Raw genomic sequence first — 23,245 nt, 5'->3', positions numbered from 1 at the left:
GACTTTACTGGTGGTCCCACGCTCAACTCTGGTCAGAAGATGGCAAATCTGTGATTATTGCGCGAACGTTTCAACCATATGTGCGAGGGCGTAAATCAGGATGTCCAGCTCGTTTCAGGGCCGTGCCTTCGACCGTCAGCAGCGGATCCTCGGCTATGTCCGCAACGAAGGTCGTGCGGTCGTCTCCGAGATCGCCGACCTGTTCGCGATTTCGCCCGTGACGCTGCGCCGGGATCTGCGCGCGCTCGAGGCGCAGCGGCTGATCGTCCGGTCGTACGGCGCCTTTTACCCCACTGACATCGGCCGCTACGAGACGCCGGTGGAAAACCGGCACAAAGCCCCCACCGAGGAGCGGCTGGCGATCGCCGAAGCCGCGGTCGCCCTGATGGCCGACGTCGGCACGGTGCTTCTCGACGAGGGTGCGCTGCCGGAGGATCTGGTGGGGCCGATGCGCAGGCTGCAGCGGATGACTGTAGTGACCCGATCTCTGACCGTTGCTGCCGAACTCGGACGTCATACTGATCACGATGTGATCATTGTCGGCGGCCGGCTGCGGCCGGCGACCATGGGCACGGTCGACCGGTGGGCGACGGCGATGCTCGCCGAGCTGAATGTCGACCTGGCGTTCATGGGCGCCAACGGGGTGTCGATCGACCGCGGGCTGACGACTCCTGACCCGTCCGTGGCGCAGGCCAAGACGGCGGCGATGCAGGCGGCCCGCCAGTCCGTGCTGCTGTGCGAGCACACCCGATTCGGGGTGACCAGCTTCGCCAAGTTCGCCGACGTCGGGGAGTTGGCCTGGGTCGTCACCGGCAAACAGCTGTCCCGATCGTCCGCGCAGCGCTACGGCGCAGCCGGCGCCAGAGTGCTCCGCGTCTGATACTGCGGCGATCTTTGTGAACTGCCTGCGACTACCGTGCCGCGTTCTTTCGCTGGACCGGCCATCGATCGCTCGGAGCCTTCGCGCCGCTCTCCTCGCGCAGCATCCGGTACAGGGCGTCCGCGGTGCGCAGGAAACCGTGACGATCGGTCTCGGGCAGCCGGGCGAGCAGTTGCTCCTCGTTGGACTGGATCTCGGCCCGCACCGCTCGGCGCACCGCGCGACCCTCGCCGGTGATGGCGAGGATCCGCGCACGGCGGTCGAGGGGATCGGGGTCGCGGGTGATCAGTCCGGCCGCCTGGAGCTGGTCGAGGGTGCCGATGATGCGGGTCTTGTCGGCGCCGATCGCCTCGGCGAGCGCGACTTGCGTACGGATCGAACCGTCGTCCAGGGCTCCGAGCACCACGTAGCCCCACATGGAGACTCCATGTGCCTCCAGGACGGGCAACTCCGCGGCGATGAGGGACTGCACGAGCGGATTCAGCATCTCGGCGAGGTCGCGGCGGCCCGTCATGAGCTCACGATACCTGTTTGACAGATAATAGGCATCCGCAGACGATAGGCACATGCCTACGAATTGGATCGAACTGGACTCACAGGCCGTACAGGTCAGCGTCGAGCTGGCGGCTCGCGTACGGGCCGCCGACCTGTCGCGACCGACGCCCTGCGCGGGATGGACCGTGGACGACCTGCTCGCGCACATGACCGCCCAGCACTACGGCTTCGCGGCGGCCTCCAGAGGCGACGGTGATCTCGCCCGATGGAAGCCGCGCCCTCTTCGGCAGGACCCCGTCGGCAGCTATCGGGCCTCGGCCGACCATGTGCTGTCGGCTTTCGCCGCCGACGGCGTGCTCGACCAGGTCTTCCCGCTGCCCGAGCTCGGACGTTCCGTGCCCGGGGCGCAGGGGGTCAGCTTCCACTTCATCGACTACGTGGTCCACTCCTGGGATCTCGCCAAGGCTTTGGGCGTCGAGGTCGAGTTCGCGCCGGAACTGCTGGAGGCCGGCCTCGCCGTGGCGACGGCCGTACCCGATGGCAAGGCGCGCCTCGCGCCCGGAGCGTCCTTCGCGCCGGCGCTCGCGTGGACTGGCGGGTCACGCCTGGACGAGATCGTCGCCATCCTGGGCCGCTCTCCACGCTGGCCCGAGATAGATTGATCCGTGAACCACCAGCTCATCCGGCAGGTCGCCTACGCCGAAGCGCCCTCTCCGGATCTCGACGGTGAGACGGTCGACTCGTTCTCGGCCAGGGGTGACGAGTTGCGAGGCTCGGCGTACTCCAGGGCGATCCGCGGAACGGCGGGCAGCCCCGTCGCTACCTCGCCGTGTCCAGCCTGGCACGCTGTTCGGGGGCCAAGTCGAGGTCGACCGCGGCCAGGCTCTCGTCCAGCTGAGCCACCGAGGACGCGCCCACCAGCGGGATCACCTGGACGTCCCCGCCGATCAGCCAGGCCAGCACGACCTGGTTGACGGTGGCTCCCGTCTCTTCTGCCACCTCTCGCAGGGCCGCCAGGCGCGCAGGCGTGCCTGGATGGTCGAATTCGGCGTCCAACGGCCTGTCCTGGCGGGTGTACGCGCCGACCAGCAGCGGGGAGTAGGCCACCAGGGTGAGGCCGGGCTCCTCCCGCACGTAGGTGAGCAGGTCGCCACCGACACCACTCGGCGTTCCGTCCGGGGAGAACACGCTGGGCAGGTCGGTACGCGGTCGCAGGTAACTGTGGCGATACTGCAGAACCTCGTAGCCGGGCAGGCCGGCCGACGCGGCCAGAGCGCGGGCGCGTTCCACCCGCCAGGCCCAGTGGTTGCTGACCCCCAGGAGCCCGACGGCTCCCTCGGCGACCAGGTCGGCGAAGCCCTCCACGGTATCCTGCAACGGCACCCGCGGGTCCTCGATGTGGGCGTACAGCACGCCCAGCTTGTCCATGCCGAGCCGCTCACGGCTGCGTTCCGACTGTTCACGGATCACCTTGGCCGACAGCCCTTCGGGGTTGTCGGTGAAGCTGGTGCCGGGGGCCAGCGGCCGGGCACCCAGCTTGGTGGCGATGACGATCTCGTCCCCGACACCACGGCTGCGCCGCCACCGCCCGAGCAGCGCCTCACTCTCCCCGCCCTGACCGCCGTTGGCCCAGAAGGCGTAGTTGTTGGACGTGTCGATGAAGGTGCCACCGGCCTCGACATAACGATCCAGGATCGCCAGCGACGTCGCCTCATCGGTGGACGTACCGAACCGCATCGCCCCCAGACTCAGCACGCTCACTTCACGACGCGTCGTCGGATCCGTCCCGATCACCCGATACCTCATGCGCTGCTCCTTCCGCTGCCGTGTTCGGCGAGAGTCTGCATCCTGGAGCGCACTCCAGAGCAACCACCGGTTCGCCGACGCCGGCCGTTGCTGTCCGCGCCGGTCACCAATGCCGCCTCGACCAGTCGCATGCACGGCGATGCCGAGCAGGCGGCGGCCGGCTCAGGAATCGCCTGGACGTGCCTGCGCCCGGGCGCCTTCGCCACCGACACGATGCGGCGGGCGGCCGCCGGCCCTGGCGCCGGACGGTGTTCGATACCCAGCCCCCGAATACCGTCCGGAGGTCGCCGCTGCGTCCGTCGAGCAAGGGTTCGCCCGACCTGACCCCACTCGGTGGCTGCCCCGTGGAGTATCTGGAGCTCGATGTGGAGTCGCCCGGCCTGACGGCGCCGGCCCGGAACCGGGAGTTGTGTTCGCTGTCGGTCACCTGCGTGCTGGCTCCGCTCCGTACGGCGCCGAACCTGTGGGCGCTGGACATCGCGGCGGCATCCGTCGCCGACATCTAAACCGATGGTTCTTCCGGATCGGTCAGCCCGTCGATTCGGGCACGGAGTGCGTCGGCGTCCCCGGGGGCGAGTTCGACGACGAGGTCGAGTGCATGGCGGAGGGCGGCGCGGCCCTCGTCCAGCCGGCCCGCCGCCAGCTGCGCCTCGCCCAGCCGCCGCAGGGTCCGCGCGCCGAGTGCGCGCTTGCCGCGCTGGCGCCACGCGAGAGATCGGCGGTAGTAGGAGATCGCCTCCTCGTACTGACCGAGCAGGTGGTGGATGTGGCCCAAGCTGTCGAGGGTGGCGGACTCGCCGGGCAGATCGTTCAGCTCGCGGTGGATGGCCAGGGCCTCTTGGCAGCGGCGCAGTGCCTCCTCGTACGCTCCGCGCTGGGCGTGGAACCAGCCGATGTTGTTCAGGGCCCTGCCCTCGCCCGCGCGGTCGCCGGCCGCCTGGTAGAACTGGAGCGCCAGCACGCTCAGGTCCAGCCCTTCCCCGTACTGGCCGCGACGGTCCTTCAGAACGCTGCGATAGATGAGGCAGAGCGCCTGACCAACGTGATCACGCAGCCCGCCGAACAGGTCGAGCGCCTCGCGCAGGTGGGATTCGCTCGTTTCGTCCTGGCCCAGCCGGATGAGGGCCTGGGCGAGCCCGACGTGGGCATGGGCCTGCGCGGCGGGGTCGTTCAGCCGCGCCGCCGCCTCGAGCGCGATGTGATGCATGGCGACCTGGTCATCGGAGCGCCCCTCTTGGGACAGGAAGCCCCAGCAGGCGCCGGCCAGTTGCCAGGCGTGCCTGTCGAACCCGAGCCGCGCGGCGTGCCGGATGGCTGCCAGGAGCGTCCGGTGCTCGCGGGCGAACCAGGCCTCGCTCTGCGCGCGGTCGGTGATGCGCTCCAGGACCACACCGGGCCGCGGCGGCGCCGGGGTCAGGGGCACGCGGTGGTACAGGTCCAGGAGCCTGTCGCCGAGGTGGGCGCTGTGCAGGTAGTGGTCGAGGAGCCGGTGCAGCGCCTCGTGGCGCTCCGCCTCGGAGTCGTGCTGGCGGGTCAGCTCCTCGGCATAGGCCTGGAGCAGGTCGTGCCAGCCGTAACGCCCCGGGGAGCGCTCCGTCGCCATGTTCGCCCGGGCGAGCTCGGTCAGCAGGCGGCGGGCGTGCCGTACCGGGATCCCGGCCAGGCTGGCCGCCGCGGTGGTGCAGATCTCGGGCGTCGGCAAGAGGCCGCGTAGGCGGAACAGGCGTGCGGCGTCGGGGGACAGCGCGCGGTAGGACCAGGAGAAGACGATACGCATGTTCGTCGAGGCGTCGCCGCCGTCGAAGGCGTCCAGACCGTCGCCCCGTCCGCCGTCAGCGCGATCGTCGTCACCGTCGTCATCGGTGGCCCCGTGGAGGCCCGAGATCAGGGTGCCCAGAGGGAACGCCGGGCGAGTGTGGGCGCGGGCGGCCACGATCGCCAGGGCCAGCGGCAGCCCGGCGCACCGGGAGACGATGTCGTCGACCGCCCGCGGCTCGGCGCCCACCTTCGCCACACCAAGCCGGCGCGTCAGGAGCTCGCGGGAGTGCTCGGGTGAGAACAGCCCGAGCGACAACGTGTTGGCGCCCTCAGCCGCGACCAGGCCGATCAGCTCGACGCGGCTGGTGACCAGTGCCAGGCAGCCGGGCGCGTTCGGCAGCAGCGGCCGGGCCTGGTCGGTATCGAGGGCGTTGTCGAGCAGGATCAGCTGTCCGCTGCTGTCACGCGCTCTCGTGGGCACTTCGGTTGCGACCCCGACCGACCGGTAGGTAGGCTCCCCTCAGAGCCGACCGACCGGTCGGGCGAGAGGGGGCATGGTGAAAGACATCGACATCCAGGGAACCGCTGCCGAAGGCTTCGAGCCGGTGATGCACGCCTTCCAGCGCAATTTCGCCCAAGGCGCCGAGGTGGGCGCAGGGCTGGCCGTCTATCAGAGCGGCGAGCCGGTCGTGGACCTGTGGGGCGGCGACGCCGACTCCGACACCCACCGTCCGTGGAAACACGACACGATCGCGGTCCTGGCCTCGACCACCAAGACCTTCGCGGCGGGGGCGTTGCTGCTGCTGGTCGAGCGTGGTCAGGTGGACCTGGACGCGCCGGTGGCACGTTACTGGCCGGAGTTCGCCCAGAACGGCAAGGGTGAGATCACCGTCCGGGTGCTGCTCAGCCACCGCGCGGGGCTGCCGTCCATGGAGGCCAGGCCGGTCACCTGGGAGGACCTCCGCGACTGGACGCCGATCACCGATACCCTGGCGGCCGCGGCGCCCGAATGGCCGCCCGGCGCGGCGCACGGCTACCACGGCGTGACGTTCGGCCATCTGACCGGAGAGATCGTCAGGCGGGTTTCGGGGACGAGTCTGGGCGAGTTCTTCGCCCGCGAGATCGCCGCGCCACTCGGCGGCCTCGACTGCTACATCCGCGTGCCCGACGCCGAGCTGTCCCGGATGGCCGTCATGGTGGTCCCCGACGCCGAGCAGATCATGCTGGGGATGGAGGTGCCCGAGCTGGCCGATATGGTCGAGGCGTTGAACGATCCGACCTCGCTGACGTACCGGTCGATGTTCGGCAGCGTCGCCATCGGCTGGGACGCCACCAACGACCCGAGCACCTACCAGGTGGAGAGCCCGTCCATGGACGGCGTCGCCTCCGCCGCGTCGCTGGCCCGCTACTACGCCGCGCTGATCGGCGAGGTGGACGGCGTCCGGCTGCTCGGCCCTGGGCTCATGGAGCAGGTGCGGCACTCCTACGGCGACGGCATCGACGAGATCCTGCAGGTGCGCACCTCGTGGGGGCTGGGCTTCGCGCTGCCCGGCGGCCCGATGTGGCCGGCGTCGGAGAAGATCACGGGCCTGTTCGGGCACAGCGGCGCCAGCGGGTCGTTCGCCTTCGCCGACCCCGAGCGTGGCCTGGCCTTCGCCTACGTTCCCAACCGTGGTTCCGAGCTGCTCGAAGGTGGCGACTTCCGGGTCCGCGGCCTGATCGAGGCGCTGTACGAAGGCAGGCTCTGACCATGCTGGAACCGCGGTTCTCCGCCGTCGGCGAGGCGTTCGAACAGATCATCGGCAAGGGCCATGACCGTGGCGCGGCGCTGTGTGTCTACCATCGCGGCGTCCCCGTCGTGGACATCTGGGCGGGCACCGCCGACATCAAGACGCGCCGGCCATGGGACGCCGACACGATTGCCCCGATCACCGGCGCCACCAAGGGACTGCTGGCCATCGCCGTGCTGCTCCTGCTCCAGGACGGCACGCTCAGCCTGGACACGCCCGTGGCGGAGTGCTGGCCCGAGTTCGCCGCTGAAGGCAAGCGGGACATCACCGTGAGATGGCTGCTGTCGCACCGCGCCGGAATCCCGGCACTCGACAAGCCGATCTCCTCGCGCGTCCTGATCGCCGGAGACAGCCCGGCCGACGCGCTCGCCGCACAGCCCCCCGCCTGGCAGCCCGGCACCGCGCACGGCTACCACCCGAGCACCGGCGCCTGGATCCTGCAGGAGCTCGTGCGCCGGGTCAGCGGGCGCACCATCGGCGAAGTCCTGTCAGGAGTGGCGGGCAAAGACGTGTTCGTCGGACTTGGCGAGGGCGAGGCCGGACGCCTGGCGCCGCTGATCTTTCCCATCGTCGAACTGATGCGGGCACGGCCCAAGGAGCCCGAGTTCGCCGAATTCAGCAAGGCGGTGTTCGCCTCCAAAACCCTGCTGGCCCGATCGCTCAACACCCTGTCCATGTCGAGGACCGACCAGTTCAACGACCCCGCCTTCCTGGCCGTCGGAGAGCCGTCGATGAGCGGCGTGGCCGGCGCCTCCGGCCTCGCCAGGCTGTACGCGTCGCTGATCGGCGAAGTCGACGGGCACCGGTTGATCGACCCCGATCTGCTCGACGCCGCCGTACACGAAGAATCCCACGGCCACGACCACGTCCTGCTCGTCAACACCCGGTTCGGCCTGGGTTTCATGCTGCCCGGCGGGCCGCTGTGGCCGGGCGAGACCCGCACCCAGTTCGGGCACGGCGGCACCAGCGGCAGCCTCGCCTTCGCCGACCCCGCACATGATCTGGCGTTCGCGTACGTTCCCAACCGCATGTCCGGCTACATCGAAGGGGCGGACGCCAACGCCAGGCGACTGACGGCGGCGGTGTACGAAGCGCTCCCGTGATCATCCATCGAGGCCGAGCCCGACTCCACCGCCACGTCGGGCTCCGGCCGCCCATGGCGATGACGGGCGCCGCCGCGTCTTGAGCAGCCTGCCAACCGACCGATAGGTAGGCTGGTAGGCTGTGACCGCTGAACATCGAAAGTGGAGGATCACCGTTGTCTCGTCACGAGCCGGGCGACACCCGAAGCCGCATCATCGAGACAGCACGGGAGCTGTTCAGCACGCAAACCTATCGCGCGGCCTCCATGCGCGACATCGCGGAACGGGTCGGCATCACCAAGCCCACGCTCTATCACCATTTCCGCAGCAAGAGCGAGATCTTGGCAAACTTGATCGGCCCGCCGATCGCCCAGCTCGAAGCCGCGGTCGAGGACGCGGCCGTTCGCCCCACCCAGATCGAGATCAGGCATCAGGTGCTGGGCGGTTGCCTGGACGTCATGCTCGCTCACCGCGAGACCATGGCCCTGCTCCTGCGCGACGCCTCGGTCTACAGCGACGAGACGACCGAAGTCATGTCACGCATGGTCACCATCGTGAACCGGGCCATCGAGTTGCTCGCCGGGCCCGATCCCGACTGGCGCCGACGTGTCCGTGCGGCCCAGGCGTTCGCGGCTGCCACCGACCCTGTCAGCCAGTTCGCGGACGTGCCTGTGGACGACCTGCGTACCGAGCTCCTTCGCGGTGCCAGCGCTGTTCTCGACCCCGAACCGATCGGCGAGCCCATCGGCGACCGAGCAGGCCAGGCTGGACTTGCCCGTCCCCGGGCGGCCAATGACCAGCAGCGGACCGCGTAGGCACAACGCCGCGTTGACCTGCTCAACGGCTCTGCAGTTGCTCGACCGCGTGGACGAGGGGGGCGAGTTCGGGTGCGGCGGCTGCAGCTTCGAGGGCCTCGCGCAGGGCCGTGTTGTTGGTGGGACGGGCTTCCTCCAGCAGGCGACTGCCCTTGTCGGTGATGTCGGTGTAGATGCCGCGCCGGTCGGTGGGGCACAGGTAGCGGGAGAGCAGGCCGCGGTTCTCCAGCCGGGCGACCAGGCGGGTGGTCGCGCTCTGGCTGAGGACGACGGAGTCGGCGACCTGGCGCATCTGCAGGTGGCCGCCCTCGCCCTCATGCTGCCGGCTGAGGACGTCGAGCAAGGAGTACTCACGTGCGCTCAGGTCGTGTGCGGCCTGGAGCGCGCGTTCGATGCTGCTCTCGATGCGCCCGTGCAGTAGCGAGAGCGCAGACCAGCTGTGGGCGAGGGCGGTCATCGCAGGGTCTGTGGCGGTCATTTCGGCTTCCTCGGTCCGGGCGGTCGACTTGGGCGCACCCCTTGGTGATGTACGACAGTATACCCGCGTTTGCAATATGAGGCGTATGCAATTATTGTACGTGCCGGTAAGGCGCTTGTGCGCTACCTCATCGTCTGCATCGTAAGGACACATGTCATGCCGCTCGCACTGCTGGCTCTGGCCATCGGGGCCTTCGGGATCGGTACCACCGAATTCGTGATCATGGGGCTGCTGCCTCAGGTCGCAGGCGACCTCGGAGTCTCCGTGCCGACGGCCGGCCTGCTCGTCACCGGCTATGCGCTCGGCGTCATGATCGGGGCGCCGATCATGACAGTTCTCGGTACCAGGATCTCCCGCAAGAACATGCTCATGCTGCTCATGGGCCTGTTCATCGTGGGGAACGTCATCTCCGCCGTGGCTCCGGTCTTCGCCGCCATGCTCGTCGGCCGGGTCGTGGTCTCGCTGGCCCATGGCGCCTTCTTCGGCATCGGCTCCGTGGCCGCCGCCGAGCTGGTGGCGCCGGAGAAGAAGGCCGGGGCGATCTCCCTGATGTTCACCGGGCTGACCGTGGCGAACGTGGTCGGCGTCCCGCTGGGCACGTTCGTCGGCCAGGGCGCGGGCTGGCGCGTCACCTTCCTGATCGTCGCGGGGCTCGGTGTCGTCGGCCTGGCCGGTGTCGCCAAGCTGGTCCCGAACCTCCCCAAGCCCGAGGGCGTACAGCTGCGGCAGGAGGTGGCGGCGCTCATAAACCCCCAGGTGCTGCTGGCCATGGCGATGACTGTGCTCGGCTTCGGAGGTGTCTTCGCCGCGATCACCTATATCGCGCCGATGATGACCGAGGTCAGCGGCTACGCGGACTCCTCCGTCACCTGGTTGATGGTGCTCTTCGGACTGGGCATGGTGGCTGGGAACCTCATCGGAGGACGGTTCGCCGACCGCCGGCTCATGCCGATGCTCTTCACGGCCCTGGGCGGTCTCGCGGTCGTCCTGGCGCTGTTCACCGTCTTCGCGCCGAACAAGGCCGTGGCGGCCGTGGCCGTCTTCCTCATCGGCGCGCTGGGCTTCGCCACCGTCCCCCCGCTCCAGAAGCGGGTCCTGGACTTCGCGCACGACGCCCCCACTCTGGCGTCGGCCGCCAACATCGGCGCCTTCAACCTGGGCAACGCCCTCTCCGCCTGGCTCGGCGGCATCGTGATCTCCGCCGGGTACGGCTACACAGCCCCCAACGCCGTGGGCGCGGTGCTCGCCGCCGCCGCTCTCGTCCTCGCGTTCGCCTCGCAGCGCCTGGAGCACCGCTCTGGGCCCGTCGCTGCCAGGTCGCAGCGGCCTGCCACCGGGCGGGCGGACACGCCGGCCGCTGAAGTCGTCCACCACTGACCCCCGGCGCGCCGCTGCGGCAGAGCGCCCTCCAGCAAGGAAAGTGACTCTTGGCCGCCTGGAAGGCGAGAGATCCGCGTTCACGCGAAACCCGTCGCCTTTCTCTCCGCCCTCCCGCCTCTCTTACGCACCCAGCGCGAGAAAGAACATCCCAGAAAGAACATCCACCATGACGTCGATTCCAAATGTGACGCTGAACAACGATGTCGCGATGCCGCAGCTTGGCTTCGGTGTCTTCCAGGTCCCCGACGACGAGACCACCGCCGCGGTCAGCAGCGCCCTGAAGGCCGGCTACCGCAGCATCGACACCGCCGCCGTCTACGGCAACGAACGCGGAGTCGGCCGCGCGCTGGCCGCCTCCGGCATCCCTCGCGAGGAGCTGTTCGTCACAACCAAGCTGTGGAACGACGACCAAGGCTACGATGCGACCCTCGCGGCCTTCGACACCTCCCTGGAGAAGCTCGGGCTGGACCACGTCGACCTCTACCTGATCCACTGGCCCACTCCGGCCCGTGACCGGTACCTCGACACCTGGCGCGCCTTCGAAAAGCTGCTCGCCGACGGCCGGACCCGCGCGATCGGCGTGTCCAACTTCCAGGTGCCCCACCTCCAGCGCCTGCTGGAGCACACCGGCATCACCCCGGCGGTCAACCAGGTCGAGCTGCACCCGGCCCTCCAGCAGAGCGAGCTGCGTGCCTTCCACGCGGAGCACCGCATCGCCACCGAGGCATGGAGCCCGCTGGCGCAGGGCGCCGTTCTCGGAGCCCAGGCCATCGTGGACATCGCCGGTAAGTACGGCGTCAGCCCCGCCCAGGTGGTGCTGCGCTGGCACCTCCAAACCGGCAATGTGGTCATCCCCAAGTCGGTCACCCCGGAGCGCATCCGACAGAACCTCGACGTCTTCGGCTTTGAGCTGAGCGACGATGCCATCGCCGCGATCACCGGCCTCGACACCGGCACGCGCACGGGCCCGGACCCCGACAGCCTCAACTGATTCGCCGACATCCGCCCCCACTGATCACACAGATTCAGTCACCGGGGTGGCAGCGGATCAAGATCCGCTGCCACCCCGGCAGGCAACGCCGCGCGGGGTCAACGTCCTCGGGCATTTCCGGCGTGACCCCGCCGCCGAAGATCGACGCCGTTACTTTCCGTAGTCGAACGGGCATGGACCGATACAGAGCGTCACGTATAATATTGTTTGCGCGTTCTATCGGCGTTTGCATTTATCGGCGCATGCAAGTAATTTTGGTTGGGCAAGCCCGCTGACGACGCACGAAAGCGCCGTCCGGCCAGGAACCAAGGAAAAGAAGACGCTTCTCATGAGCCTCACCAAGCTGCTGCCCGGTCGTCTCGGATTCGGTACCGCACCGCTGGGCAACATGTTCCGTGCGATCCCGGAGGAGGAGGCCCAGGCGACGCTGTGGGCCGCCTGGGACCAGGGGATCCGCTACTTCGACACCGCTCCGTTCTACGGCGCGGGCCTCGCCGAGATCCGTCTCGGGGAGATGCTCACCCAGCACCCGCGGGACTCCTTCCTCCTGTCGACGAAGGTCGGCCGGATCATTCACGACGAGAGCGAGGCCCCCTCCGGCCGCGACCTCGGCGAGAAGGGCGGCCTGTTCGAACACGGTCGGCCGAACAAGATGACCGACGACTACTCGGCCGACGCCACGAAGCGCTCGATCGAGGACAGCCTCCAGCGCCTGAACACCGACCGGCTGGACATCGTCTGGGTGCACGACATCGCCCAGGACTTCCACGGCGACCGTTGGCTGGCCCAGTTCGAGACCGCCCGCACAGGCGCATTCCGCGTCCTGGACGACCTGCGTGACCAGGGCGTCATCAAGGCGTGGGGGCTCGGCGTCAACCGCGTCGAGCCGATCGAGCTGACCCTCGCCCTGGACGAGCCCCGCCCTGACGGCTTCCTGCTCGCAGGCCGCTACACCCTCCTCGACCACCGCCAGGCACTGCAGCGGCTCCTGCCCGCCGCCCAGGAGCAGGGCGTCGACATGGTCGTCGGCGGCCCCTACAGCTCCGGCGTCCTCGTCGGCGGCACCCACTTCGAGTACCAGCAGGCCCCGGCCGGCATCGTGGAGAAGGTCCGGCACATCACAGGCCTCGCCGAGCGGTACGGCGTGACCATCAAGGCGGCGGCGCTCCAGTTCTCCCTGGCCCACCCTGCCGCCGCGGCGGTCATCCCCGGCGCCACCCGCCCCTCGCGCATCTCCGAGGACCTGGCAGCCCTGCGGGAGGAGATCCCCGCCGGCTTCTGGGACGAACTCCGAGCAGCCGGCCTGCTCGACCCTGCCGCGCCGCTTCCGACCGGCGCCTGAACCACCCGCGCCGCGGCACCATCAACCACCCGGTACACAACAAGGACACAGGTCATGGCAACCACTTCAGTCAACCGGACCGTCCCGGCCGCCCCGGAAGACGTCTGGGAACTCATAGGCGGCTTTCATGCCCTGCCGGACTGGCTCCCCTATATAGCGGAGAGCACCCTCCAGCAGGGCGGCCGCGTCCGCAGTCTCCGCAACAGCGACGGCGACGTGATCGTTGAACGACTGACGGCCTACAGCGAAGCGGAGCGCTCGTACAGCTACACCATCCTCCGGGCGCCCTTCCCCGTCACCGCCTACCTCTCCACTCTGCGGGTCTTCGCCCTGCCTGGCCGCCCGGACGCCGCCGAGGTCCAGTGGAGCGGACGCTTCGTACCCGATGGCGTAAGCGACGCGGAAGCGGAAGCACTGTTCTCCGGCATCTACCGCGAGGGCCTCGATGCCCTGCACGCCACGCTCACAGCGCGACAGTAGTGCGCCCGCCGATAATTACATCCGCCCAGGTCATGACTCTGCGAGGGATTCGCGTGGCGGCGCCAGCTTTGGCCACTCAGGAGACGGAACCAAGTGCGGCAGGATGATCGGCCGTGCTCCTCCGCCTGGCCTGCCTCACCATCACCAACACCTTCGCCGCGCTCCTGACCTCGCTGCCCCGCAAGGTCCAACGCGGGCTGCGGGTTCTCGTCCGGCCGGACACCGTTCTGCGCCGGCACCGGCGCCGTGCTGCTGTGGCCCGCCCGGGCCACAGCTGATCGGCTGGGGCATGGACCCCGGCGACGGCGGCGCCGACCAGGCCGACTGCCACACCTGGAACCTTCGCCGCGGGCAGTTGCGTATCTTGGGTATGAGACGGCGCGACGACGACGCCGTGGTTCGAGTACTGGCTCGCGACGCCGGACGAACTCGCAGCCGCCGTCGCCGAGTCGGCGTGGACCCTGGAGGTTCTGGAGCGCGACCCGGCAGGCCCCGGCTACATCGCCCGCCTGCGCTGCCGAATGCTCCCGGACGCCAAGGTGCCGCGCCCGCACCGCGGGTGCTTCACGCGGGCGGGCCCGCCTTCACGCGCTGCACCAGCCGTTCCACCGACCCCCGGTAGCCGTGGAGGTGCTCCAGCCACCACGTGGCGCCCGCCTCGGCGTAGGCCCGCACCGGCGAGCCCGGCTCGCTCACTCCGATGACCGCCACGTCGAGATCGCCTGCGGTGGCCCGGTGCCGGTGCAGCTCGCTGACCTGAGCGGCCAGAGAGTCGGGGGAGAGCGTCATGCGGCCCTCCTGGTCGTCGCCGGCGACGATCCAGCCATCCCAGCGGGCGGCCCGCCGAAGGGCGCCTGCGGCCGTGCCGCCGACCCACACCGGGACCCGGGGCCGCTGGACCGGCAGCGGCGCGAGCCGCACCCCGTCCACGCTGTAATGAGCGCCCCGGTGATGGACCTCGTCACCGGACCAGAGCGAGGTCATCACGTCGAGTGCCTCATCAAGCACCGCCCCGCCGGGACGCGTTGAGCCGAAGGCGGTGAACTCCTCCCTCACGCCGCCCAGCCCCGCTCCCAAGATCACGCGGCCGCCGCTCAGCCTGTCGAGCGTCGCCACGGTCTGGGCCAGGATCTCCGGGCGATGACGGGCCACGGCCGTCACCGCCGTGCCCAGCCTGATACGCGAGGTCGCCTGGGCCGCAGCGGCCAGCGCCACCCACGGGTCCGCCGACGGTGTGCCCCAGGCGAAGGCCAGATGATCCCACACCAGCACGGCGTCCCATCCGGCCGCCTCGGCCTCCCTGGCGAGAGTGACCAGGCGCGCTGGCTCCGCGAGTTCACCGAGGATCGCGACGTCGATGCCGTAACGCATGCCCACACCCAAGCACCCGGCACCGACACTTCCGTCATCAGACTTGACCTCAGCGATGACACCGCCATCACGCCCGCGGCCACGATGCAGGTGAGCGAGGCGGTAGCCGTCCTCCTGCGGGACCTGTCCAAGCAGGACAGGCAAGCCCTCGGCCGTCATCCCGAAATTGTTGATGGGCGGACCCGAGGTGCCTTGACGTGGGAGCAATGGCCCTGCCCCTGTCTTCGGCTCTTGATTGCACTTGATGTGACCACTCGGCTGGTCTGCGTACCTAATGTTCCTGTTGTCTGGGTCTGTTGTTGCTCGGCTCGTACGTTGCTTTTGAGGCGGGACTGGAGGTAGGCGATGTCGGGCAGCAACGATAGGCGTTGCGTGGTGTACAAGCGGTGCGGATGCAGCGACGAGGTCAGCGGCAGGAGGCTGGGTGGCCGTTGCGGCCGGTTGGCCGAGGTGGGGGCATGGGAGCTGGTATTCGCGGTTCAGGTTGTGGGGGTGTCGGGTCGGCGGGAGCGGGTGCGGCGCGGTGGGTTCGCGAGTGCGGGGGCGGCGCGGTCGGCGGGCCGTGAACTGCTGACGGCGGAGGTGGACGGGCCGCTTTCTGCTGGGCGCACGGTGGGGCAGTGGTTGTGGTACTGGTTGTCGGTGGTGGAGGCGCGGTTGCGGCCGACCACGCACCGGGGCTACCGGGATAACGTGCGGCTGCATCTGATCCCGTTCCTGGGTCGGGTCAGGCTTGCGGAGTTGTCGCGGCGGGACGTGACGCGGATGTTCGTGGCGCTGGGGCGGCGGCGGAATGCAGCGCCGGCTGCCGGGGGAGCGGTGGTCACCGACCAGCCCGATCTTCACCCTGGGGAGCGGAGCGCCGGTGCAGCCGAGCTATCTCACCCAGCGCTTCCACAAGCTGGTGGCGGCTTCGGCGTCATCAACGTCGTCGAGGCGGAACTGGCCAAGCTCGACACCCGCGGCCGGCGGCCGTTCCGGCCCGCGTAGCTCTGCGAGCTGGGGCTGACACCCCTGAGCGGTTGCGGCACGCTGACCGCCGGGCGCGGCCGTGGCGATGATCCGCGAGCCGCTTGCGGGCCATCACGGTGGGGTATGGCGCCGGGGCTTCCGAGGTTGCCATGTTCACGCCGCAGCGCGATCAATGGCCGCTTCTGGCCTTGCCTTGGCCGACCCATATTGGCGTGGTGGACATGCTCCTACAACGCGCTGAACCGGCGTTTCTCCCCGAGACGACCCGGCGGCAAAGAGCAGGGCGAGCCACCGGGCCGAGATTACGCCTTACTCGAAGACCTCAAGGTGATAGTGCGAGGTGGTGTGGGACCAGTGCGCGCCTTGAATGCCGCGGCACCGCCAATCGCCTCCCAAATTCTTGCCGGCGGCACGGCAGGCATTTTGGCCCGCGGTGGTCAGCGGATAAGACGCGACATACTCCCAGGCGGCCGCCGCGCTCGACGTGGCGTTGGCTGGAGACGAGGCGAACGCGCTGATGGCGACCGCTGACGCCATGGCGGCTGCAGCGGCGGCCATACTCATGATCTTGTTCCTCATGCGGCGACTTTACCCTTTCTCGATCATCCGTGGTTCCAGTCGTTACAGGTTTCTGCTGCGGTGATTTCCGGCAGTCGCGGCGATCAGGTGGCGTGGCCGCGGGCGATGTAGAGGTTCATGCCGGTGAAGTCGAGGGTGATGTTGTAGGGCTTGAAGAAGGGGTGGAAGAAAGCGACCGGTACGTCCAACCCGTTGCGGGTGGCGGCGGCACGTGCCTTCCTGCCGTTTCGGGGGTCCGACGGCGCAGGATCAGCTGCATGATCTTGTTCGCGGTGTCCTCGCTCCGTGTTGGTAGACGGTCAGCGCGGCGCCCACCCCGGCGTCCTGGGCGAAATTGCGCTGAAAGGCGTCCATCACCGGCTCGAAGCCGTTGGCGACTGTCCCGTGAACATCGGTGACGTCCATGATGCTCCTCTGCATCTCACTCGACCGACCGGTAGGTCGGCTACTGGGGCAGCCTATCTACCGGTCGGTCGGGTAGCAACCGGAACGTCGAATGCACATGACCGGGCGGATCAATCAGCCTCGATGTCCGCCTGCGAACCGCTTACCAGGCCGGCCAGGTCGTCTGCATCCTGCACGGCCTTAACGCCCGCCTCACCCCCAACGCGGACCACACCCGGGCAAGCCTGTAGCCGACGAGTGGAAGAGCTGAGGCGACCAAGTCGCTGAGTCGCGGTGCTTCATGGGCGTACTTGTGAGGCAGGCGACCGCGTCCAAGGCGCGCACTGTTCCGTAGGTCGGTGCAAACCACTGGCTGCTGAAACGTGAGCACGGCGAGGGCCGCGTCGACGACTGCGCCTGCCGACAATGTCATCCACTCAGGTCATCCAGCTTGTCCGACTCCTGTCGGCGTGTGCCCGCGCTGTGGGCTCTGGCATGGGGACGATCGCGGCAGAATGATCACTTGTGCTCTTTCGCCTGGCGGCCTATCCGACCGTCACGAATGCCTTCGCCGCGCGCCGATGGGAGATCGGGACAAGGATGTCGAAAATCCTTGCCGGTCGACCGCGCCCCGCCCCTTGCCCGGATCAACGAACGCCACGTCAGCCGACGTCGGCGTGAAGTACCGGATCACGGGACCCCCGGCTGGAACGGCCCCGCCATCGCGGCCGGTCACCGCGCCCTCGGCCAGATCCTCATCGTCGATGCCGACCTGGACCAGCGAACGCCCGCGCCCGCCTGTTCGGTGACGCCCAGTCGTGCTGACCTCGCTGGCCGGCCGTGCCGTCGCCATCTCGGCCCAGCCGGCCTTCGTCATCGGCCGGTGGACGATGCTCGTCTGGCCGGTGGGCCACCTGTCGTTGCGTCTGGCGGCGGAGACCCCAGCCGCAGGACCCGGGTGAAGGCCGACTGACCCGCGGGCCCCGCCCATCTAGCAGGTGATCTTCTGGGTGAGGCCGGTCCTGCTGTCGGTCTTCTCCCCGTCCATCCACACCCGCCAGGTGTAAGTACCGCTGCACTTGGCCGGCAGGGAAACCCTGGTGGTGCTGGCGTGAGGGGCGTACCAGCCGTCGTCGTTCACGGTGTCCCAGCCCCACCAGGCCTTGCGCTGAATCTTGATCTTCATGTCGCCGCAGCCGCTGCCGACCCAGGCACCGTATCCGGTGACCCAGGAAACTCCGGTCTTCTTCACATAGCCGGGCGAAAGGCTGCAGGAGGCGGCGCTGGCGGGGCTGGCCACGGTGAGAAGGCCGGCGGTGAGAGCGAGGGCGACGAAGGTGGCCGATCTGCGCATAGTCGAAAACTCCCCGTTCAGTGATTTCGGCTGACGCGAAGTCATGTTAGGGAGGAGCGGTATGTCGAGGGTATGTCGAGGGCGATGGCGCCGCCCGTCCCGGCGTGGATCATGACGGAGTCACCGGAGATCTTCCAGCGGGACGTCCTGCGCCGCCACGCCCTGCCGGACCAGCTCGAGGACCAGAGCCGGCACTGCGGCGACCCGGCGCCGGTCATGGAGCGGGCCTGGCTGGCCTGGGTCGTGGCCGCCCAGCAAGCCGACCGGGCCCGCCGTGGTGACGGGGCTTAGCGCCGGACGACCAAGGACGGCGACCGTTTGTGTACACAAAGGTGATCGCGGACCAGCCCGGCTACCGGCCCGGCCGCCGGGCTGGAACGCCAGCCAGCGCGCCGGTTCCCGCCCGATCGGCGCCAGCTTGCGTACACAATCCGCCCAGCAGCGCCGCGCGCAGGAGAAGGAGCTCGGCGAGCGGCTGCCGCAGGGCAGCCCGGCTTCGGTCTGCCCCACCTGTAAGTCCTCCATTTATGAGAATGACCGTGTGTGACGCACGGTCGGCGGCGGAGAGGTCCTCCATCATTTCTCCGCGGTGGTGAGGGTCCGCCCGTGATGGCGGCTGTGAAAATCGCTGTCCGATTGTGGGAACGCAGTGATAGAGAGTCCGGGTGACAATGACACTCGAGTTCCCCGTTCTGCTGCGACTGATCGACGAACGGTCGACCGCCTTCCGGGCCGCGGTCGCCTCCGCGCCCAGCCTCGACGTACAGGTGCCGACCTGCCCCGAGTGGACGCTGTTCGATCTGGCGCAGCACATCGGCGAGGGGCGCCGCGACTGGGCCGCCACCGTCGCCGCAGGGCCTGCTCCGGCCAAGTCCGCAGCGGAGGGCGCCCCGGCTGCGCCTCGGGAGCGCGAGGCCCTGCTGGCCTGGTTGGCGGAGTCCACGGAGCAACTGCTGGACGCACTGCGGAAGGCCGGTCCGGACCGCGGTTGCTGGACGTGGTGGGAGACGTCGCAGTCGCCGCAGACCTCCGGTGCCGTAGCTCGGCACCAGCTCCAGCAGATGGCGGTGCACACCTACGACGCCCAGATCACCGTGGGTGCCCCGCAGCCGCTGCCGGCCGAGGTGGCACTCGACGGTGTCGATGAGTTCCTGTCCACCTGCGTCGCAACGACGAGCGCCTGGCCGCACAAGCCCGCTGTCGTCGACTTCCACGCCTCCGAGGGCCGCTCCTGGCGCCTCTCGCTCTCCGCCGACGGCGCACGGACCGCCCCTCTCCCCGGGCCCGGCAGCATATCGGCCCCCGCTGCCGGCCAGGACCCGGACGCGGCCCACGCCTCCGCCTCGGGCACGGCCGACGAGCTGGTCCTCATCCTGCACGACCGTATCCCGTTCAACTCTCTGAAGCTCGACGGTGACCGACGTCTCTTCGACCAGCTCAGCGCCTGGGACCCGGATGAGTAGGACGTGACGATGCGCCCCCTCGTACGCCCCGAGGCATGCCTCCGTCAATGGCTACAGCCACGCCGCGGTGGCCTCGGGGCCGCTGGGGGAGCAGATTGCCACGGCTGCGAAGCGGCTGACCAAGGGCGGCGGCCCACAAGCTGATCGGCGCGCCTGGTCGGCACCTGACGCCGTCAGTTCTCCGCGTCGTCGTCATCGAGTCCGGCCGCGTCCGGGTCGCGCAGCGGGCGCAGGGCGCCGCCCGCTGGCTGGCGGTTCATCTGCCAGCGGTAGGTGTCGTCGACCGGGTCGACCATCCGCATCAGGTGCTCGGTCTTGGCGATCCGCCCGTACTCCGCGAACGCCTGCCCCAAGGGCGTGGGGTGGCTCTCGCGGCCGAACATCCGCAGCAGGTCGTAGGCGCGGACCTGGTTCGTGACCAGGGAGCCCGCGACCCGGAGCATGCCCGGCCACCACGTCTCGATCTTCTTCAGGTTCACGCGGTTCCGCGCGAGCGGCTCCAGCACCCCGTCGCCTCTCTGGCAGCCCTGCTTCGACACCGCCGTCATCGGCTGCTGCGGGCTGAGCGCGGCCGACGGCCTGACCGCCTACGACCTCGACGATGCCGCGGTGAAAGGGCGAGCATCGCCGTAGCCCGCCGCACCATCGTCGCCGCGGACGGCGGCAAACTCGGCCGCACCGCCTACGCCTACGTCGGCCCCTCCACGCTCCTGCACACCCTCGCCACGGACGCCACCGCACCCGCCGGCGAGGTGGCCGCGCTAGAAGGCTCCGACACCATCGTCAAAATCGCCTGAACAGTCCGCTGCGAGACGCACTGCACCGGCACGCAACGGCCAGCGCCACGGACGGCCCCCGGCGTGTCCGGGGAAGACAACCGTGCTCCCGGTGTGCACCTCGGCATGTAAGCCCTCGCAGGATGGGGCCGTCGGTGCAGCACATGTTCTGCAGCAGCCACCAGGCCTCATGACTGGCTGTGACTGACGGAACGCGGTGGTACTGAGCGCGCCGGTTGAGTTCAAGGCTTGGTTTCTGCTGAGCGGGTCATGACTGTCAGGCCGATGACGGCGAGGAGCCCGAGTGCGGCCGGGATGAGGAATACCAGGGGTATTCCGATGGCGGCGGCTCCGAGTCCTCCGGCGGCTCCGCCCAGAGCGGAGGCCAGGGCGGTGGAGCTGAGGAAGATGGCGGAGGCGGTGGCGACCGCGGTGGGGAGAAGGCGTTGGGCGAGGATGATGCCCAACGCGGCGAAGACCCCCCATACGCCACCCATGAGGATCTGTCCGGCGAACAGGCCGACGGCGGTGCCGGTCACGGCGAAGCACACGTTGGCGGCGACGCCGAAACCGGCGCCGATCGCCATCAGCTGCATCACTCCGATCCGGCGTGCCACGAGTACTGCCAGGGGCATGAGGAGAATCTCGACGAGCGGCTGGATCCCGATGACCGCGCCGCTGAGCCCGGCGGAGAAGCCGAGTTGGCTGTTCATGTAGATCGGCAGATACGCGTACTTGATCGGTTCTCCGGCGTATACGAGCACATAGAGGGCGGTGAACATGAGCAGCGGTCGCATGTCTCGCAGGCTGGGTCCGCGTGAGCCGGGTTCGGTGGCCTGATGTGCGGGGGCGGCGGACGGTGGCGTTCTGAGCGATCCCAGCGGCAGGATCTGTGCGAGCGTGCAGATGGCCGTGGCCAGGAGCATGGTGTGCAATGAGGTCTGGGCGGCCAGGAATGACCCGGCCACGGGGCCGATCACCCAGCCGGCGGTCAGGGCCATCCGAACGACGGCGACAACCCCGTCGCTGTTCGGGTGCGGGTGGGCTTTCTGCTCGTCGTGGATGGCAGCGAACAGCTGTGAGGTGGCGGCACCGCCGAAAGCGCCGATGACGGCGCTGATCAGGTAGGGCGTCCACAGATTGGTCGAGTAGGCGATACCTAGCCAGCCTGTGAAGCCGAGAACGGCACAGATGCGGAACAGGCCAAGGCGTCGACCGGTGCGGTCTGAGCGCCTGCCAACCAGATAGCCGGCCACGGGTGCGGTCAGGTTCGTGAGGTAGAACAGTCCGGCCGCGGTGAGAGAGGCGCCGAGGTCGTTGACGAGGAACGAAGCGATCTGAGGAGCGGCGGCTGAGAACCCGAGTGCGGACAGGAACACCGAGATGGTGGCTCCCCGGTACAGCGGCGAGGCGAGCGTTAGCCGCAGCGCTGACGTGCGCGTCACAGGTTCGTCCAGCGTCGTTTCTGTGGCCTTGACCGGCTCGTGTAGTGCCATTCCTGCCGCCCTCCGCGGACTGGTTTCGGGTGTTGTCGCGGGTGATGAGGTCGACGGGGAACCGCTGTCGGTGGCCTGGTGCCGGGAGGCGGGCCTTGATCCGGAATCCGCCCTCGGCCGTCCGCCCGGCCTCCAGGGTCCCGCCGCGGACGGCGAGCCGCTCGCGCAACCCGGTGCCCCCTGCCGCCATCGGTCCGCGCCCCGCCGGTCTGGAGCCCTGCCGCCGCGCCCCACGCTGCCGTCAGCCCGACCAGGAGCTCCAGGCTTGGGGGAGCTGTCACGCGCCAATTCTGGCGGCATGCCCAGGGCCGTGCGCAACCGGTTATAGGTCGGCGGAGAGTTCTCATTCTGATCAACTAGCCTGGCTGGCTGTCCAGCGCAGCAGGTGCCACTTGGCACACGGCCGTCTGACCCGCCGTCCGGTCGGCGCGGCGTCTCCGGGGCTCACGGGTGCGCCCCCGGAGGCGTTCGGAAAGTCCGGCCGCGGGCCGGCATGGGTGCGGTGATGGCTCAGCCCTGCGCTCCACGTGCGGATGCTGTCGTCCGGACCGTCCCTGTCGTGTCACGGACGAGCAAAGCCATCGGCAGGTAGCGTGGCTCTGTGTCGTGCCCCTCGGTCATGAGGAGTTCGAGCATCTCTCCCGCCCTGCGCCCGAGCTCGTCACGCGGCGTAGATACCGTCGTCAGCGTCGCGAGCCCGAACCAATCGAGTGACAGGTCGTCGAACCCGACCACCGACACCTCTTTCGGAACATCCACTCCCTGCTGCCGCAATCGAGTCAGTGCACCCTGAGCGACAAGGTCGTTGTAGGTGACGATGGCTGTCGCCCCGCTCTCCAGCGCCCTTGGGGCGGCCTCGTTGCCGTCCCTGGTCGTCGAGCCGCAGGGCAGCACGGTTACCTTCATGCCGAAGGCCTCGGCCGCATTGAGGGCTCTCACCCTCTCGCCATTGGCCCACGATGCCTCGGGGCCGCTGAGGTAGACCACTTCACGGTGTCCGAGCTGTGCGAGGTGGCCGCAGATGAGTGTCATGCCGGCGTAGAAGTCGACGGAGATCGATGGTGCCGCGAGCCCCGGCGCGATCCGATTGACCAGCACCATCGGGTGGCCGTGTCCGACCAGGTCGACGAGTTGGGCCCGGTCCATGCGCGGCGAGCACAGCAGGAGCCCGTCGCAGCAGCGCATGAGCTCGGTGACCAGGTCCTGCTCAACCGTGGGGTCCTCGTCCGACTCCATGACCATGACCCGCCTGCCGTTGGCCCGAGCGACAGCGGTGACCGCCTTGAGGACGTCAGGGAAGTAGGGGTTGGCCAGGTCGGGTAGCATCACGCCGATGGTGCCCCACTCACCTCTGGCCAGCCCCTGGGCGGCGAGGTTGGGCCGGTAGCCGAGTTCGCGCACCGCTTGGTGCACACGGTCGGCGAGCGCGGGGTCGACCTTGGCCGTGCCGTTCAGTACCCGTGACACCGTGGAGGGGGAGACTCTCGCTGCCACACCCACGTCCGTGATCGTCACGCGCGGTGGTCTGCTCCGGGAACCTCGCACCACTGACT

At 69.0% G+C, this 23,245-nt stretch carries 26 protein-coding genes; 15 read left to right on the top strand and 11 right to left on the bottom strand.

Annotated features, from left to right (window positions below; all coding sequences use genetic code 11):
* Positions 1-100: 100 nt before the first annotated feature.
* Positions 101-880, top strand: coding sequence for a DeoR/GlpR family DNA-binding transcription regulator (locus ACFPZ3_RS27580; RefSeq protein ID WP_379517141.1), 780 nt, complete (start codon positions 101-103; stop codon positions 878-880).
* A gap of 31 nt (positions 881-911) precedes the next feature.
* On the opposite strand, the gene ACFPZ3_RS27575 is transcribed toward ACFPZ3_RS27580, so the two are convergent.
* Positions 912-1,394 carry a MarR family winged helix-turn-helix transcriptional regulator gene (locus tag ACFPZ3_RS27575; protein WP_379517140.1) on the bottom strand — a complete coding sequence of 161 codons (483 nt, stop codon included), beginning with the start codon at positions 1,392-1,394 and terminating at the stop codon, positions 912-914.
* Positions 1,395-1,446: 52 nt separating this feature from the next.
* Here ACFPZ3_RS27575 and ACFPZ3_RS27570 point away from each other — a divergent pair, with 52 nt between their 5' ends.
* Complete coding sequence (locus tag ACFPZ3_RS27570) at positions 1,447-2,037, top strand: TIGR03086 family metal-binding protein (RefSeq protein WP_379517139.1); 591 nt, start codon at positions 1,447-1,449, stop codon at positions 2,035-2,037.
* Between the two features lie 157 nt (positions 2,038-2,194).
* On the opposite strand, the gene ACFPZ3_RS27565 is transcribed toward ACFPZ3_RS27570, so the two are convergent.
* Positions 2,195-3,181, bottom strand: coding sequence for an aldo/keto reductase (locus ACFPZ3_RS27565; protein WP_379517138.1), 987 nt, complete (start codon positions 3,179-3,181; stop codon positions 2,195-2,197).
* 344 nt (positions 3,182-3,525) lie between these two features.
* On the opposite strand from ACFPZ3_RS27565, the gene ACFPZ3_RS27560 reads away from it, so the two are divergent.
* The gene (locus ACFPZ3_RS27560) at positions 3,526-3,687 is read left to right on the top strand and encodes a hypothetical protein (protein WP_379517137.1); all 162 of its coding nucleotides are present in this window, start codon (positions 3,526-3,528) and stop codon (positions 3,685-3,687) included.
* Here ACFPZ3_RS27560 and ACFPZ3_RS27555 read toward each other — a convergent pair.
* Complete coding sequence (locus tag ACFPZ3_RS27555) at positions 3,684-5,420, bottom strand: tetratricopeptide repeat protein (protein ID WP_379517136.1); 1,737 nt, start codon at positions 5,418-5,420, stop codon at positions 3,684-3,686. The genes ACFPZ3_RS27560 and ACFPZ3_RS27555 overlap by 4 nt on opposite strands.
* A 73-nt stretch (positions 5,421-5,493) precedes the next feature.
* Here ACFPZ3_RS27555 and ACFPZ3_RS27550 point away from each other — a divergent pair, with 73 nt between their 5' ends.
* The 3 genes from ACFPZ3_RS27550 (at position 5,494) to ACFPZ3_RS27540 (ending at position 8,626) form a co-directional block, all read left to right on the top strand.
* Positions 5,494-6,687, top strand: a complete 1,194-nt coding sequence (locus ACFPZ3_RS27550) for a serine hydrolase domain-containing protein (RefSeq protein WP_379517135.1) — start codon at positions 5,494-5,496, stop codon at positions 6,685-6,687.
* 2 nt (positions 6,688-6,689) lie between these two features.
* Positions 6,690-7,832, top strand: coding sequence for a serine hydrolase domain-containing protein (locus ACFPZ3_RS27545; RefSeq protein ID WP_379517134.1), 1,143 nt, complete (start codon positions 6,690-6,692; stop codon positions 7,830-7,832).
* Positions 7,833-7,987: 155 nt separating this feature from the next.
* A complete protein-coding gene (locus ACFPZ3_RS27540) occupies positions 7,988-8,626 on the top strand; it encodes a TetR/AcrR family transcriptional regulator (protein WP_379517133.1) in 639 nt (212 codons plus the stop codon).
* Positions 8,627-8,648: 22 nt separating this feature from the next.
* Here the strand turns inward: ACFPZ3_RS27540 and ACFPZ3_RS27535 are convergent, their stop codons facing one another.
* Entirely contained in the window at positions 8,649-9,104 is a 456-nt protein-coding gene (locus tag ACFPZ3_RS27535) for a MarR family winged helix-turn-helix transcriptional regulator (protein WP_379517132.1), read from the bottom strand.
* A gap of 156 nt (positions 9,105-9,260) precedes the next feature.
* Between ACFPZ3_RS27535 and ACFPZ3_RS27530 the strand changes: the two genes are divergently transcribed.
* The 5 genes from ACFPZ3_RS27530 to ACFPZ3_RS27510 all read left to right on the top strand — a co-directional run bounded on the left by ACFPZ3_RS27530 (position 9,261) and on the right by ACFPZ3_RS27510 (position 13,575).
* Positions 9,261-10,481 carry an MFS transporter gene (locus ACFPZ3_RS27530; RefSeq protein WP_379517131.1) on the top strand — a complete coding sequence of 407 codons (1,221 nt, stop codon included), beginning with the start codon at positions 9,261-9,263 and terminating at the stop codon, positions 10,479-10,481.
* 169 nt (positions 10,482-10,650) lie between these two features.
* Entirely contained in the window at positions 10,651-11,475 is an 825-nt protein-coding gene (locus ACFPZ3_RS27525) for an aldo/keto reductase (RefSeq protein WP_379517130.1), read from the top strand.
* A gap of 328 nt (positions 11,476-11,803) precedes the next feature.
* Complete coding sequence (locus ACFPZ3_RS27520; protein WP_379517129.1) at positions 11,804-12,817, top strand: aldo/keto reductase; 1,014 nt, start codon at positions 11,804-11,806, stop codon at positions 12,815-12,817.
* A gap of 54 nt (positions 12,818-12,871) precedes the next feature.
* The gene (locus tag ACFPZ3_RS27515) at positions 12,872-13,297 is read left to right on the top strand and encodes an SRPBCC family protein (RefSeq protein WP_379517128.1); all 426 of its coding nucleotides are present in this window, start codon (positions 12,872-12,874) and stop codon (positions 13,295-13,297) included.
* Positions 13,298-13,410: 113 nt separating this feature from the next.
* Positions 13,411-13,575, top strand: coding sequence for a hypothetical protein (locus ACFPZ3_RS27510; RefSeq protein WP_379517127.1), 165 nt, complete (start codon positions 13,411-13,413; stop codon positions 13,573-13,575).
* Between the two features lie 286 nt (positions 13,576-13,861).
* On the opposite strand, the gene ACFPZ3_RS27505 is transcribed toward ACFPZ3_RS27510, so the two are convergent.
* Positions 13,862-14,668 carry a TIGR03619 family F420-dependent LLM class oxidoreductase gene (locus ACFPZ3_RS27505; protein WP_379517126.1) on the bottom strand — a complete coding sequence of 269 codons (807 nt, stop codon included), beginning with the start codon at positions 14,666-14,668 and terminating at the stop codon, positions 13,862-13,864.
* 492 nt (positions 14,669-15,160) lie between these two features.
* Between ACFPZ3_RS27505 and ACFPZ3_RS27500 the strand changes: the two genes are divergently transcribed.
* Positions 15,161-15,658, top strand: coding sequence for a tyrosine-type recombinase/integrase (locus tag ACFPZ3_RS27500; protein WP_379517125.1), 498 nt, complete (start codon positions 15,161-15,163; stop codon positions 15,656-15,658).
* A 291-nt stretch (positions 15,659-15,949) separates the two neighbouring features.
* Here ACFPZ3_RS27500 and ACFPZ3_RS27495 read toward each other — a convergent pair whose 3' ends face one another.
* A complete protein-coding gene (locus ACFPZ3_RS27495; RefSeq protein ID WP_379517124.1) occupies positions 15,950-16,219 on the bottom strand; it encodes a hypothetical protein in 270 nt (89 codons plus the stop codon).
* Between the two features lie 249 nt (positions 16,220-16,468).
* Positions 16,469-16,624 carry a hypothetical protein gene (locus tag ACFPZ3_RS27490; RefSeq protein WP_379517123.1) on the bottom strand — a complete coding sequence of 52 codons (156 nt, stop codon included), beginning with the start codon at positions 16,622-16,624 and terminating at the stop codon, positions 16,469-16,471.
* A 797-nt stretch (positions 16,625-17,421) separates the two neighbouring features.
* On the opposite strand from ACFPZ3_RS27490, the gene ACFPZ3_RS27485 reads away from it, so the two are divergent.
* A complete protein-coding gene (locus ACFPZ3_RS27485) occupies positions 17,422-17,565 on the top strand; it encodes a hypothetical protein (RefSeq protein ID WP_379517122.1) in 144 nt (47 codons plus the stop codon).
* A gap of 29 nt (positions 17,566-17,594) precedes the next feature.
* Here the strand turns inward: ACFPZ3_RS27485 and ACFPZ3_RS27480 are convergent, their stop codons facing one another.
* The gene (locus ACFPZ3_RS27480) at positions 17,595-17,957 is read right to left on the bottom strand and encodes a hypothetical protein (protein ID WP_379517121.1); all 363 of its coding nucleotides are present in this window, start codon (positions 17,955-17,957) and stop codon (positions 17,595-17,597) included.
* 72 nt (positions 17,958-18,029) lie between these two features.
* Between ACFPZ3_RS27480 and ACFPZ3_RS27475 the strand changes: the two genes are divergently transcribed.
* Together ACFPZ3_RS27475 and ACFPZ3_RS27470 are read left to right on the top strand one after the other, a co-directional pair.
* On the top strand, positions 18,030-18,248 hold the full coding sequence (locus ACFPZ3_RS27475; protein WP_379517120.1) for a hypothetical protein: 219 nt from the start codon (positions 18,030-18,032) through the stop codon (positions 18,246-18,248).
* Positions 18,249-18,628: 380 nt separating this feature from the next.
* Entirely contained in the window at positions 18,629-19,420 is a 792-nt protein-coding gene (locus ACFPZ3_RS27470; RefSeq protein ID WP_379517473.1) for a maleylpyruvate isomerase N-terminal domain-containing protein, read from the top strand.
* Positions 19,421-19,593: 173 nt separating this feature from the next.
* Here ACFPZ3_RS27470 and ACFPZ3_RS27465 read toward each other — a convergent pair whose 3' ends face one another.
* From ACFPZ3_RS27465 to ACFPZ3_RS27455, 3 genes are all read right to left on the bottom strand, one after another.
* Positions 19,594-19,968, bottom strand: coding sequence for a Tn3 family transposase (locus ACFPZ3_RS27465; protein ID WP_379517119.1), 375 nt, complete (start codon positions 19,966-19,968; stop codon positions 19,594-19,596).
* Positions 19,969-20,438: 470 nt separating this feature from the next.
* Positions 20,439-21,692 (bottom strand): MFS transporter, encoded by a 1,254-nt coding sequence (locus tag ACFPZ3_RS27460; protein ID WP_379517118.1) that lies wholly within the window; start codon positions 21,690-21,692, stop codon positions 20,439-20,441.
* A gap of 510 nt (positions 21,693-22,202) precedes the next feature.
* The gene (locus ACFPZ3_RS27455) at positions 22,203-23,207 is read right to left on the bottom strand and encodes a LacI family DNA-binding transcriptional regulator (RefSeq protein WP_379517117.1); all 1,005 of its coding nucleotides are present in this window, start codon (positions 23,205-23,207) and stop codon (positions 22,203-22,205) included.
* Positions 23,208-23,245 lie beyond the last annotated feature (38 nt).

Source organism: Nonomuraea insulae, from assembly GCF_042656245.1.
The sequence above is the reverse complement of the archived record's forward strand: the minus strand, read 5'-3'. Positions and strand labels throughout refer to the sequence as shown.